This is a genomic window from Clostridium sp. AM25-23AC, from assembly GCF_003435125.1.
Lineage (GTDB): Bacteria > Bacillota > Clostridia > Lachnospirales > Lachnospiraceae > Pilosibacter > Pilosibacter fragilis.
Map to the genome: position 1 here is coordinate 71,929 of NZ_QWGI01000009.1, position 13,323 is coordinate 85,251.

General features: G+C 48.7%; 10 protein-coding genes. 2 read left to right on the forward strand and 8 right to left on the reverse strand.

Translation table 11 applies throughout. From position 1 onward, the window contains the following. Positions 1-91: 91 nt before the first annotated feature. The 4 genes from pepV to coaBC all read right to left on the reverse strand — a co-directional run bounded on the left by pepV (position 92) and on the right by coaBC (position 5,133). Positions 92-1,495: a dipeptidase PepV gene (pepV, locus tag DW677_RS07385; RefSeq protein WP_117566779.1), complete on the reverse strand. Its 1,404-nt coding sequence runs from the start codon at positions 1,493-1,495 to the stop codon at positions 92-94. 202 nt (positions 1,496-1,697) lie between these two features. Next, a complete protein-coding gene (locus DW677_RS07390; RefSeq protein ID WP_117566780.1) occupies positions 1,698-2,147 on the reverse strand; it encodes a GatB/YqeY domain-containing protein in 450 nt (149 codons plus the stop codon). 85 nt (positions 2,148-2,232) lie between these two features. After that, complete coding sequence (locus DW677_RS07395; RefSeq protein WP_117566781.1) at positions 2,233-3,825, reverse strand: peptide chain release factor 3; 1,593 nt, start codon at positions 3,823-3,825, stop codon at positions 2,233-2,235. Positions 3,826-3,939: 114 nt separating this feature from the next. After that, on the reverse strand, positions 3,940-5,133 hold the full coding sequence (gene coaBC, locus DW677_RS07400) for a bifunctional phosphopantothenoylcysteine decarboxylase/phosphopantothenate--cysteine ligase CoaBC (protein WP_117566782.1): 1,194 nt from the start codon (positions 5,131-5,133) through the stop codon (positions 3,940-3,942). A 195-nt stretch (positions 5,134-5,328) separates the two neighbouring features. Between coaBC and DW677_RS07405 the strand changes: the two genes are divergently transcribed. Continuing rightward, complete coding sequence (locus DW677_RS07405) at positions 5,329-6,108, forward strand: type III pantothenate kinase (RefSeq protein WP_117566783.1); 780 nt, start codon at positions 5,329-5,331, stop codon at positions 6,106-6,108. A gap of 172 nt (positions 6,109-6,280) precedes the next feature. After that, positions 6,281-8,092: an AAA family ATPase gene (locus tag DW677_RS07410; RefSeq protein WP_117566784.1), complete on the forward strand. Its 1,812-nt coding sequence runs from the start codon at positions 6,281-6,283 to the stop codon at positions 8,090-8,092. A 66-nt stretch (positions 8,093-8,158) separates the two neighbouring features. On the opposite strand, the gene nspC is transcribed toward DW677_RS07410, so the two are convergent. From nspC to DW677_RS07430, 4 genes are all read right to left on the reverse strand, one after another. Continuing rightward, positions 8,159-9,292, reverse strand: a complete 1,134-nt coding sequence (nspC, locus tag DW677_RS07415; RefSeq protein WP_117566785.1) for a carboxynorspermidine decarboxylase — start codon at positions 9,290-9,292, stop codon at positions 8,159-8,161. Between the two features lie 210 nt (positions 9,293-9,502). Further along, positions 9,503-10,762 (reverse strand): saccharopine dehydrogenase family protein, encoded by a 1,260-nt coding sequence (locus DW677_RS07420; protein ID WP_015553675.1) that lies wholly within the window; start codon positions 10,760-10,762, stop codon positions 9,503-9,505. Positions 10,763-10,764: 2 nt separating this feature from the next. Next, positions 10,765-11,619, reverse strand: a complete 855-nt coding sequence (gene speE, locus DW677_RS07425) for a polyamine aminopropyltransferase (protein WP_015553676.1) — start codon at positions 11,617-11,619, stop codon at positions 10,765-10,767. A gap of 95 nt (positions 11,620-11,714) precedes the next feature. Next, positions 11,715-13,169 (reverse strand): aminotransferase class V-fold PLP-dependent enzyme, encoded by a 1,455-nt coding sequence (locus tag DW677_RS07430; protein WP_117566786.1) that lies wholly within the window; start codon positions 13,167-13,169, stop codon positions 11,715-11,717. Positions 13,170-13,323 lie beyond the last annotated feature (154 nt).

Below are 13,323 nucleotides of genomic sequence, written 5' to 3' on the forward strand. Positions count from 1 at the left end.
TAACAAAAAATGGCCCGGCTCCATTTCTGAAGCCGGACCGTGTGCGCTCTGCTGCGCTTATCTATTCATTTTCTCCCAATCATGACCTCTTTTAACAGCAAAGATCCACAATCACCTGTGCAAAGATCTTCGCACTCATTGTGAGCTCGTCAACCACCGCGAATTCGTCCGGGCCGTGCATGTGGTTCTCGGTCTCCGGAAGGGCAGCGCCGAAGGCAACACCGTTCTTTAAATTGTGGACATAGGTTCCGCCACCGATGGCGATACACTCGCCCTTTCTTCCGGAATATTTTTCATATGCGGAGAGCAGAGTCTTCACAAAATCAGAATCTGCCGGTACATGGTGCGGCGGCTTCATTTCTTCCGTATTGAAGGAGATTCCATCTGCTTCCATTTTTTTACGGATCACATCGATGGTGTTTTCCTTTGTGGCACAGATCGGACAACGGCTGTCAAATTCGCCCTCTAAGCTTTTCTCGGAAATATCCAGCATGCTGAATGCCAATGTCAATTCGCCGGACTCCTCATCGCTCATCTTGATCCCGAGAGCTTCTCCGTACCAGTCACCGTGCGGCATCAGGCGGTTTAACGCGTGGACTGCCTTTACCTGTCCGCATTCCGCCAACGGAAGACGCTCGATCAGGGATAAGAGTCCTGTCAGGGCATTCTTTCCTTTCCACGGTGCCATTGCATGGCCGTTTTCGCCAGCTGCAGCGATCTTCAGGCAGCCATCCTCAGAGGATACCGTAAACCGGATTCCAAGCTCCTCCTCCATGCTCTTTGCAAGAGCCTCTGTCTCATCTCCATCAAGACCCTCAAATAATGCCTCTGCCGCGCCCGGAACCACATTCGTCTTCGTTCCGCTGTGGAAGGATACCATCTTCGGAAGACGGTCAGACGGCTCGAACTCTGCCGTAAAATTACCTCCGATCCGGCCTTTCTCGATATTGATCACCGGGAAGGACGCATCCGGTGAGAAGGTCATCGGAGCTTCCTTTTCCACACTGTAGTAGTGGGTGATATCGGAGCTTCCGCACTCCTCGTCAGTGCCAAGGATCAGGCGGACGTTCTTTTTCATCGGGATTCCAAGTTCATTTACGGCACGCATCGCGTAGAGGGCAGCAATTGCCGGTCCCTTATCGTCCGCGGTTCCGCGGCCATAGATCTTTCCGTCTTTTACTACCGGCTCAAAAGGTTCTGTAACGGTCCAGCCGTCTCCGGCCGGAACAACGTCCAGATGAGCCAGAATATCGAGCTGTGCCTCCTTGTCATTCATGTCAACGGTTCCAACATAGTTGTCATAGTTGTTGATGGAAAAACCGTAGCATTCCGCAATATGCAGAGCTGCACGCAGTGCCTCGGAGCACCCTTCCCCATACGGTTTTCCGATACGGTAAGACCCCTTCACACTGTTGATCCGGCAAAGAGCTCCGATGTCCTCCAGCATTTCTTTCCTGTGCGCGTCAATATACCGGCTGATCTTCTCTTTATACATAATTTCCGCCTCCATATTTCTTTTGTTATAACCCATTTTACAGACAGGCGGGACCGTCTCATCCCGGGCGTTTCCGAGATCGTAAAGCCAGCCCCGCTTATACCATACTTATTCTGTGCGCCAGTTATTGGCTGCATGCCTGATCACAAACCCGCACTTACGCGCTTTATTGTCTGCTTCGCAGGCGTTTCGTTCGTTTACCTTATTTCATGAATCCTGCTAAGATCTCATTTACGATCTTGCCGTCTGCCTTCCCCTTTACGAGCGGCATCAGGGATTTCATGATCTTTCCTTTGTCCTTTGCGGTCGGGGCTTCGATTCCAAGCTCTGCGAGAACCTTTGCGATCGTCTCCCTGATCTGGTCCTCAGTCATATCAGCCGGAGCAAACTCCTCATATACGGCAAGTCTCTTCTTTGCCTCATCGATGATATCGGCGCGGTCTGCCGGAGCTGTCTCGATGGTCTCCTTGACCTGTTTGATCTCTTTCTTTACGATCGCGTTCTCCTCATCCTCGGTGAGCGGAGCTTCACGCTTGTCGATCTGCGCGTTCTTTAATGCGGAGAGAAGCATGGAAAGGGAATCCTTTCTCTCTTTATCCTTTGCTTTCATCGCCTCGACCATAGCTGCTCTTACAACATCGATCTTACTCATCTTATATTCCTCCTGTCTATGCAGTATTCCCAGTCAAAACAACTGGTTCCGCATGTTCCTGTGATGATATATTTTGTAAACTTGATTAGTTCTTTCCGAACTCACTGAGTTTCAAGTTCGGATTTCTCTCCTCGACCATGCCGACACTCCAGCTGTTGATGAATAACAATAACGGATTGCCCTTGAGGTCGCAGATGCGTTTCATATCGGATGTACCCTGGATCTTCGCCACATCCACTTCCTCCGGGTTCTCAACCCAGCGGATATACTCGAACGGAAGCTGTTCCAGACGGACATCGACATTGTACTCGTTCTTTAAGCGGTAAGTCAGGACCTCAAACTGCAGGACACCGACAACGCCGACGATGATCTCCTCCATACCGGTATTGAACTCCTGGAAGATCTGAATCGCACCTTCCTGAGCGATCTGGTTGACCCCCTTTAAGAACTGTTTTCTCTTCATGGTATCGATCTGGCGGACTCTCGCGAAATGCTCCGGTGCAAAGGTCGGGATACCCTCGAACTGGAACTTCTCGTTGGACGTACAGAGCGTGTCACCGATGGAGAAAATACCCGGATCGAAAACGCCGATGATATCTCCGGCATAAGCCTCGTCAATGATCTTACGGCTCTCAGCCATCAGCTGCTGCGGCTGGGTCAGACGGATCTTCTTACCGCCCTGAACATGGTTGACTTCCATTCCGGCCTCAAACTTACCGGAACAGATGCGCATGAAAGCGATACGGTCACGGTGCGCCTTATTCATATTCGCCTGAATCTTAAATACGAAGGCGGAGAAATCCGGTCTGAACGGATCGATCACACCGTCTGTCGTTCTTCGCGGAAGCGGAGAAGTCGTCATATTTAAGAAATGCTCCAGAAATGTCTCAACACCGAAGTTTGTAAGAGCAGATCCGAAGAATACCGGTGAAAGCTTTCCGGCACTTACAAGCTCCTGATCAAACTCATCGCTTGCCCCGTCGAGAAGCTCGATATCGTCCCTCAACTGAGCGTGGAAATCGGAACCGATGACGGAATCCACGTCTGTTCCCTCCACGTCGAAGGTCTCTGTGGCAACCTCCTTCTGTCCGCCCATGGCAGCCGTGAAGGTCGTGATCTTCTTTGTCTGGCGGTCATATACGCCCTTGAAGCTCTTTCCGCAGCCGATCGGCCAGTTGATCGGACATGTATGGATTCCGAGAACGTCCTCGATCTCGCTCATGAGTTCAAACGGGTCTCTCGCCTCGCGGTCCATCTTGTTTACGAAGGTAAAGATCGGGATATGGCGCATCACACAGACTTTGAACAGTTTGATGGTCTGCGCCTCGACACCCTTTGATCCGTCGATGACCATGACCGCGGAGTCCGCTGCCATCAGGGTACGGTAGGTATCCTCGGAGAAATCCTGGTGTCCGGGGGTATCAAGGATGTTGATGCAGTATCCCTCATAATTGAACTGGAGTACGGAAGATGTTACAGAAATACCTCTCTCCTTCTCGATCTCCATCCAATCGGAGACTGCGTGCTTTGTCGCTTTGCGTCCCTTTACGGTTCCGGCAAGGTTGATCGCACCTCCGTATAACAGGAATTTCTCAGTCAGTGTCGTTTTACCGGCATCCGGGTGGGAAATGATCGCGAATGTCCGTCGTCTCTTTATTTCATCATTTAATGAAGCCAAAAAATTTTCCTCCAAATCTATCTTAAAAATCTATATTTTTCCACTTAAATTTTTACCAGTATTTAAGGCTTTCGTCAAGAAGAAAGCCCTAAAATTCGTTATATTTATAGCAATCTATCGCTCGATCCCAAAGATCTCGTCTAAGATCGCCCCTGCAACCTCTTCCTTCGACATGATCGGGAGTTCGATCTCCCTGTTCTCGCGGATCATCGTCACCACGTTCGTGTCCGTTCCGAAACCGGCACCGGCAACCTTCAGATTGTTGGCAACGATCATATCGAGGTTCTTCTTCTTTAATTTTGCCCTGGAATTCTCCAGCATATGTTCCGTCTCCATAGAAAATCCGCAAAGAAACTGGCTGTCCTTTTTGTGCTCACCAAGCCACTTTAAGATATCATCGGTGCGCTCCAGTTCGATCGCCATATCCCCGTCTTTCTTCTTTGTCTTCTCGGTATTCACGAACTTCGGGCGGTAGTCAGCGACAGCCGCGGCCTTGATCACCGCGTCCATCTCATCACTGCGGCTTGTCACAGCCTCAAACATACCTTTAGCAGTAACCACCGGAACAAAGTTTACGAACATCGGCGGCTCCACCTCTGCCGGTCCGGAAACAAGAGTCACGTCAGCGCCGCGGAGAGCAGCCGTCTTCGCGATAGCATATCCCATCTTTCCGGTACTGTGGTTTGTAATATAGCGGACCGGGTCGATGGCCTCCCTCGTCGGGCCTGCGGTCACGAGGATCTTCTTTCCTTTTAAGTCTTTCTCGTACTGGACTTCCTTTAAGATATACTGGAGCAGCACCTCCGGCTCCGGCATCTTTCCCGCTCCGGTATCGCCGCAGGCGAGGTATCCGCTTGCCGGACTGATCACTTCCATTCCGTAGTGTTCGCAAATCTTTAAGTTATCCTGTGTGATCGGATTCTCGAACATTCTCGTATTCATCGCAGGGCTGATAATCTTCCTGCAGGTACAGGCGAGAACCGTGGTCGTCAGCATATCGTCCGCAAGGCCATGGGCCAGCTTCGCGATCACATTCGCGGAAGCCGGGGCAACGAGGACAACGTCCGCCGCCTTCGCAAGGGAAACATGTTCAACGGAAAACTCAAAGTTCCGGTCAAACGTATCCACCAGGCATTTATTTCCGGTCAGTGTCTCGAATGTAATCGGGTTAATGAAATTTGTCGCATTCCGGGTCATAAGCACATGGACATCTGCCTTCAATTTTTTCAGTGCGCTGGCGAGATATGCGATTTTATAGGCAGCGATACTGCCGCTCACGCATAAAAGTACGGTTTTTCCTGCTAACATTTGGAATCCTCCGTTGTAATTTTAGTCAATTTATGGTAAGATAATTCGAACTTTAAAATTATGAGGAACCTGTCTCACACGTTTCTCATATTCACGGTGAAGATTGACAAGTCCCGCAAATACGGAACCTTTGATCAACTGCACACGTAAAAACAGTATAACACGTTACTTAGATTTGTGGAAGGAGTTTTCTCAATGATTTTAGCGATCGACATGGGAAACAGTAATATCGTTGTCGGAGGTCTTGACGACAATAAAACATATTTTGAGGAGCGCATCACCACCGATGACCGGAAAACGAGTCTCGAATACGCGATCCTTTTAAAGAATATTCTGGAGATTCATAAAGTAAAGAAAAATGATATCGAAGGTTCCATTATGGCGTCCGTTGTCCCGCCACTGAACGCGCCGATCTCTTCCGCCGTAAAGAAGATCACCGGAAAGAAACCGTTTCTTGTCGGTTCCGGCATGAAGACAGGCTTAAACATCAAGATGGATAACCCTAAGACCGTCGGCGGTGACCGGATCGTGGCCGCTGTCGCTGCAAATGCCAAATACAAAGGACCGATCATCATCGCGGACATGGGAACCGCGACAACGCTCGATGTGGTGGACCACGATGGAAATTACATCGGCGGTGTGATTCTCCCCGGTGTAAAGGTTGCCTTAAACTCCCTCGTTTCCAATACAGCCCAGCTTCCGAGGATCAGCTTCGATGTTCCGAAACGCGCAATCGGAAAGAACACCATCGAATGTATGAGAAACGGTATCATGCTCGGCAATGCCGCAATGCTTGACGGTCTTATCGACCGCATGACCGCAGAGCTCGGCGAAGAAGCCACACTGATCGCAACCGGCGGCATGGCAAGATTTATCACCCCGCTTTGTACGCATAAGATTACATATGATCCGGATCTTCTGCTCCGCGGACTGATGATCCTGTACAGACAAAATACAGAAACAAAAGATGCGTAAAGCTTCACTGCCGAATGAAATTAACGTTCATTCGGCTTTTTTATTCAGAATTGTCCTCCCGACTGTTGCTGTCTATACATTTCGTTTGAAACGAAATATAAGCGAAATGCAGAGTTGTAATATTTCGTTTAATGGGATATACTTATGATAGAATTACGTTTGGAGGTGTTCAATGAACTATTTATCCAGCATGGAAGCGGCAAAAGTAATGGGAATCACAGTGCGCAGAGTCCAGCAGATGTGCAAGCAGGGCGAAATTTCCGGAGCTGTGAAAAAGGGACATTCCTGGCTGATTCCAGAAAATGCAGTTTGGCCAGATTCAGGCGAAAAGAAAAAGCCCTTGCCCATTGGGATTTCTGATTTCAAGACGGCGACCACAAGCTATTATTATGTAGATAAAACCTTGCTGATCCGTGATTTTCTGGATACGAAACCTATGGTATCGTTGTTTACCCGTCCGAGACGTTTCGGTAAAACATTGAATATGGATATGGTTCGGGTCTTTTTTGAAAAAACACAGGAGGACACCTCCATTTATTTCAAGGATAAGCAGATATGGCAGTGTGGTTCTGATTATACCCGGCATCAGGGAAAGTATCCGGTCATATTCCTGACATTTAAGGATGTAAAATGTCTGACATGGCAGGAGACATTTCAGAAGATCCGTAAGCTGATTTCACTGGAATTTATACGGCACAGTGAACTTGAGGAAAGTACTGCACTTGGAATCTATGAAAAAGAACAGTACCATCGCCTTGCCAGTGACAATGCGAATGAAGTAGACTGCCAGATGGGATTACAAATCTTATCTCTGTTGCTGCACAAGCATTATGGACAAGAATGTATTATCATTATTGATGAATACGATACACCGATCCAGCAGGGACATCATTGCAATTTTTATCCTGAAATCGTGAATTTCATGCGTAATTTCTTTTCCGGCGGCCTGAAGGATAATCCACATCTGGCTTTCGGCTTTCTCACAGGAATTCTCCGCGTGGCGAAAGAAAGCATTTTCAGCGGCATGAATAATTTGAAAACCAATTCGATTTTGGACGACAGTTACAGTGAATATTTCGGCTTTACAACTGAAGAAGTAACAGATATTCTGCACTACTATGGGAAAGAGGACAAATATCAGGAGATCTGCAGCTGGTATGACGGATACCGATTTGGTCATACAGAAATCTTTAATCCATGGTCTGTGATCAATTACATTACCGATCAGTGCTTCCCAAAGGCGTTCTGGCAGTCTACCGGCAGCAACGAAATCATTGGTGAGATTATCGCGACAGCTACACCCGAGATAACGGAAGGACTTCATAAACTGCTCTGCGGTGAAAAAATCACTACGTATATAGATACCAGCGTGATCTATCCGGAGATCCAGAATAATCCATACACGATTTATAGTTTTCTTCTTGTTGCGGGTTACTTAAAAGTTGCAGAAATTTATCCACAGAATGATGGAAATTTCATGTGTGATGTTGCAATTCCAAATAAAGAGATTGCCTGTGTTTATGAAAAAGAAATTTTGAATCGGACGAATCAGAACAGCGTCGCGATTTCTATCAATCAGGCGATATTCTCCGGAAATGCAAAAAAGCTTCAGTCTTTGCTGGAGAGTTTTATGCTGCAGAGTATTTCTTCTATGGATGGGGCAAATGAAAGTTTTTATCATGGCATGATGCTTGGATTATGTGCGATCCTTGGAAACAGGTACCAGATTCGTTCCAATCGAGAATCGGGGCTTGGCCGATTTGATATTCAACTGAATCCATTAGTAAAAGGAATTCCGGGATTCCTGTTTGAATTCAAACACACAAATGATGATCATGTGGATCTGGATGCGCTGGCAGACCGCGCCCTCCAACAAATAGATGTGAAAAAATATGACACGGAATTGCGGGATGCAGGTGTCCGGCCGATCATAAAAATCGGGATTGCTTTTCGTGGAAAAACAGCCGTTGTGAAACGCAAATAATGAGAAGGGGCTGCCGCACCAATTTTGGTATGCGGCAGCCCCGTTTTCTATAATCATGTTTCTATTTTATCCCAGTCTTCTCACAAATTCCTCATACCCAAAGGCTTTCACCACACTGCACTCCCCGTTCTCATCCATCCGCGCGATGGACGGCAGGCACATGCCGTTGAAGGTGTTGTTTTTTACCATGGAATAGATCGCCATGTCCTCGAAATAAAATCTGTCACCGATCCGGATCTCGTGGTCGAAGGAATAGTCACCGATCACGTCGCCCGCGAGGCAGGTCATAGAGGAGAGGCGGTAGGTGTACTGCTTTTCGTCCGCTTCGCCGGAGTCTTTTAACGGCGGACGGTATGGCATCTCCAGCACATCCGGCATGTGGCAGGCAGCGGAAGCGTCCAAGATCAGCGTCCTGATGCCGTTATCCACAATGTCCATGACTTCCGTCACGAGATATCCCGCGTTTAACGCCACGGCTTCCCCAGGTTCCACATAGACAATGACATCATATGTCTCCTGCATATGGCGGATGCAGCGCTCTAAACGGTCGATGTCGTAATCGTTTCTCGTGATATGATGTCCGCCGCCCATATTGAGCCATTTGATATTCGGAAGCTTCAGATACTTTCCGAATTTATCTTCCACAGCTTTCAGAGTTGTCTCCAGATCATCCGAGTTCTGCTCGCAGAGAGTATGGAAATGGATCCCGTCAAGCTTTTCCACGAGATCTTCCCGAAAATTTGCCAGGGTCACGCCGAGTCTGGATCCCGGCGCGCAGGGATCGTAGATCGCGTGGTCGCCCTGAGTGGAGCACTCCGGGTTTACGCGGATGCCGATGCTGACGCCTTTTTCCTTACAGAAGTCCGCGTATTTTTCAAGCTGGGAAAAGGAATTGAATACCAGATGTTCGCAGATATCGGTGAGTTCCCCGATCTCCGATTCCTTGAAGGCCGGAGCGAATACGTGATTTTCTTTTCCCATTTTTTCATATCCAAGCTTTGCCTCGAAAAGACCGCTGGCTGTGGTTCCGTCCAGATACTGCCCGATCAGTGGGTACTCAAAGAAGTTCGAGAATGCCTTCTGGGCAAGAAGGATCTTACAGCCGGTGTCGTCCTTGACCTTCTTTAAAATTTCCAGATTCTTCCGAAGCTTTTTTTCATCAATTACATAACATGGAGTTGGTAATTCATTAATCTTCATCTTGTTCTCCAATTACTGACTCGTTCCTGATACACATCTCAGCCCTACCAGAAAACGAAGTTCATTTTTCTACTGCCGTATCACAATACAGCAACACCCCTGACAACTCGTTCCTGCCAGAGGTGTTTTCTGTACTTGAACCTGTTCCACATTCCGCGCTTTTCCTGCATTCATCGCGAATATGCCAAACAGTCATTCATTTTCAAATTTTTATTTCACAATCTCCGGATTCTCATCCACAACCCACGGAAGTCCCCACTTGTTCAGTGCTTCCATATACGGATCCGGATCGAACTCCTCGACGTTGAATACGCCTGCGCCCTTCCAGGTTCCGTCAACGACCATCATGGAACCGATCATAGCCGGTACGCCTGTCGTGTAGGAGATGGCCTGGGAGCCGACTTCCTTGTAACACTCCTGATGGTCACATACGTTATAAATATAGATCGTCTTCTCTTTTCCGTCCTTCACACCGGTAAAGATACAGCCGATGTTTGTCTTTCCGACGGTTCTCGGACCTAAGGATGCCGGATCCGGAAGAAGAGCCTTTAAGAACTGGATCGGAACGATCTCCTGTCCGTTAAAGTTTACCGGGGAGGTGGAAAGCATTCCAACGTTCTCTAAGCATTTCATATGGGTCAGGTAGCTCTGGCCGAAGGTCATAAAGAAGCGGATGCGCTTTACGCCCGGAATGTTCTTTGCAAGGGATTCGATTTCCTCATGATGTAAAAGGTACATGTCCTTCTCGCCGACCTGCGGGAAGTTGTACTCGCGCTTGATCTCCATCGGTTTTGTCTCTACCCAGTGGCCGTTCTCCCAGTAGGAGCCGTTTGCGGATACCTCACGAAGGTTGATCTCCGGGTTGAAGTTTGTAGCGAACGGGTAGCCATGGTCGCCGCCGTTGCAGTCTAAGATGTCGATGGTGTGGATCTCATCGAAATAGTGCTTTAACGCATACGCGGAGAAGACGCTTGTGACGCCCGGGTCAAAACCTGTTCCTAAGAGTGCCATAAGTCCAGCCTCTTTGAATTTCTCCTGATATGCCCACTGCCAGGAATAATCGAAGTATGCGGTGAAGCCCTCTTCCTTGCAGCGTTTCTCATAGATCGCGCGCCAGGTCGGATCGTCGGTGTCCTCCGGCTCGTAGTTTGCGGTATCGATATAGTTCACGCCGGCCTTTAAGCATGCGTCCATGATCGTCAGGTCCTGATACGGGAGTGCAACGTTTAACACTGCATCCGGCTTATAGCTTTCCATTAAAGCCACCAGCTCGTCCACGTTGTCAGCATCCACTTTCGCGGTCGTGATCTTCGTCTTTGTCGTTCCCTGAAGTTTCTCCTTTAAAGCATCGCACTTGGATACGGTACGGCTTGCGATCATAATTTCTGTGAATACATCACTGTTCTGACAGCACTTGTGGATCGCTACGGACGCAACACCTCCGCAGCCGATGATCATTAATCTGCTCATGTTTATTTTTCCTCCTCTTTTAAAAGATCCTCAACATACTTCGGCAGCATGAATGCTCCCATGTGAAGATGTGTCGTGTAATACCAGGTTTCGATATTTAATGCATCCCATTCCCGGGGCTTGAAATCCTTGATGGGATGATATTTCTTTGAAGCGAAGCCGAAGAGCCAGTATCCGGACGGACAGGTTGGAATATGTGCCTGATACACACGGCTGATCGGGAAGGAGCGGAACGCCTTTCGGTGCATACTGCGGCAGGCCAGCTCGTCCTCATCGTAGAATGGGCTTCCGTGCTGGTAGACCATGATCCCATCTTCCTTTAAGGCGCTGTAACAGCTACCGTAGAATTCCTTCGTGAACAATCCCTCAGTATGACCGAAGGGGTCTGTGGAATCGTTGATGATAAGGTCATACTTTGCCTTCTTGTTTCTTAAAAATCTCAGACCGTCATCATAGTGGACCTCGACACGCGGATCATCTAAGGCACAGGCCACCTCCGGGAAAAATTTTCTTGAAACCTCCACAAACATCTCATCCGTCTCCACGACATCGATATGTTCCACGCAGTCATACTGCAAAAGTTCTTTCGCGACACCGCCGTCGCCGCCGCCGATGATCAGTACGTCCTTCACGCACGGGTGGACTGCCATCGGCACATGGGTCACCATCTCATCATAAATAAACTCGTCCTTCTCGGAGAATACGATCTCCCCGTCCAGAGAGATAAATTTTCCAAATTCCTCGGAATCGAACACGTCGATCCGCTGATATTCACTCTCCCCGGAAAACAGCTGCTTTTCGATCTTGATGGACAGCTTGACGTTTCCGGTGTGCAGTTCTGAAAACCAGAATTCCATATCTTGTGACTCCTTGTATCGTATTGGCCAAAGCCTGTATGCAGGCAGACAGCCTGTTTTCCTACAGTCAGGTCCTGCGCCTTGAAAAATTCATGCTATATGTTTGCCAGCACCATCAGATGGTCCACCGCCGGATCCTCTGTTCCCTGCATGGAGCATCCTTTTTTCTTCGCATACAGGATATACTGGACCACGTCGTCCGTGATCATCTCCCCCGGTGCCAGGATCGGGATTCCCGGCGGATAACACATCACAAACTCCGCACAGACTCTTCCTGAAGACGCTTCCACCGGAACGGAGACCTTCTCGGAGTAGAACGCTTTCTGCGGGGACATCACAACCTTTGGAGAAATGTACTCGCCAGAGAGCAGTCCGGAGCTGTCTTTTTTGTAGAGACGCTCGATATCATCCAGAGCACCAACAAGGCGCTCGATGTCCTGGATACGATCTCCGATGGAGATGTAAGCCAGAATGTTGCTGATATCTCCGAATTCAATCTGGATATCATACTCGTCGCGCAGAAGATCATAGACCTCGATTCCCGCAAGTCCGATGTCTCTTGTATATACGGAGAGCTTCGTCACATCGTAATCGAAAATGCTGTCACCGTTCACCAGTTCTTTTCCATAAGCATAATAGCCGCCGATGGAGTTGATCTCCCGTCTCGCGTATTCTGCCATCTCAACGACCTTCGCGAAGGATTCCTCACCGCGGAGAGCCAGATTTCGTCTTGAGATATCAAGACTGGAAAGAAGCAGGTAGGATGCGCTTGTGGTCTGGGTCAGGTTGATGATCTGGCGCACATAATCGGTGTTCACTCCCTTATTTAAAAGAAGAAGCGAACTCTGGGTCAGGCTTCCGCCGGACTTGTGCATAGATACTGCCGCCATATCAGCTCCCGCTGCCATTGCGGAGATCGGAAGATTCTTTCCGAAATACAGGTGGGTTCCATGGGCTTCGTCTGCGAGGACCTTCATGCCCCTCGAATGGGCAAGCTGTACGATCGTTTTTATATCAGAGCAGATGCCGTAATAGGTCGGGTTGTTGACGAACACCGCAACCGCGTCCGGATTGTCCTCGATGGCCTGTTTTACTTTTTCGACCTGCATTCCCAGCGAAATACCGAGTTTCTGGTTCATCTCCGGATTTACGTAGATCGGGATTCCGCCGCAGAGCACCAGAGCGTTGATGACGCTCTTATGTACGTTTCGCGGCAGGATGATCTTATCTCCGGCTTTTACCACCGAGAGGATCATGCTCTGGACCGCCGATGTCGTTCCGCCTACCATCAGATAGGCGCTGGCCGCTCCGAATGCCTCCGCCGCAAGTTCTTCCGCCTCACGGATCACGGAGACCGGATGACAGAGGTTGTCAAGCGGCTTCATGGAGTTTACGTCCAAAGATACACATTTTTCGCCTAAAAGCTGTACCAGTTCCGGATTTCCGCGTCCTCTCTTATGTCCCGGTACATCAAACGGGACAACTCTCTTCTTTTTAAATTCCTCGAGCGCTTCATAGATCGGGGCTTTCTTTTGTCTCTCTCTGTCCATGGTTTTGTTCCTCACGCATTTTATTGATTGCGCATCATCTGAATAATAAAAAAAGCAGATGACGCCAAAACCATCATCTGCTCAAAACGATTCTATTCCATTGGGGTCTGGGGCGCGTCACTCCGCTCCCGTCTGCCTCTGAGCTTTATCGTTT

Excerpts from the sequence above, each read along its gene's own strand:
- pepV (WP_117566779.1), bottom strand. The coding sequence starts at position 1,495 with ATGTATAAAGAGAAGATCAGCCGGTATATTGACGCGCACAGGAAAGAA.
- DW677_RS07390 (WP_117566780.1), bottom strand. The coding sequence starts at position 2,147 with ATGAGTAAGATCGATGTTGTAAGAGCAGCTATGGTCGAGGCGATGAAA.
- coaBC (WP_117566782.1), bottom strand. The coding sequence starts at position 5,133 with ATGTTAGCAGGAAAAACCGTACTTTTATGCGTGAGCGGCAGTATCGCT.
- DW677_RS07405 (WP_117566783.1), top strand. The coding sequence starts at position 5,329 with ATGATTTTAGCGATCGACATGGGAAACAGTAATATCGTTGTCGGAGGT.
- DW677_RS07410 (WP_117566784.1), top strand. The coding sequence starts at position 6,281 with ATGAACTATTTATCCAGCATGGAAGCGGCAAAAGTAATGGGAATCACA.
- nspC (WP_117566785.1), bottom strand. The coding sequence starts at position 9,292 with ATGAAGATTAATGAATTACCAACTCCATGTTATGTAATTGATGAAAAA.
- DW677_RS07420 (WP_015553675.1), bottom strand. The coding sequence starts at position 10,762 with ATGAGCAGATTAATGATCATCGGCTGCGGAGGTGTTGCGTCCGTAGCG.
- speE (WP_015553676.1), bottom strand. The coding sequence starts at position 11,619 with ATGGAATTCTGGTTTTCAGAACTGCACACCGGAAACGTCAAGCTGTCC.
- DW677_RS07430 (WP_117566786.1), bottom strand. The coding sequence starts at position 13,169 with ATGGACAGAGAGAGACAAAAGAAAGCCCCGATCTATGAAGCGCTCGAG.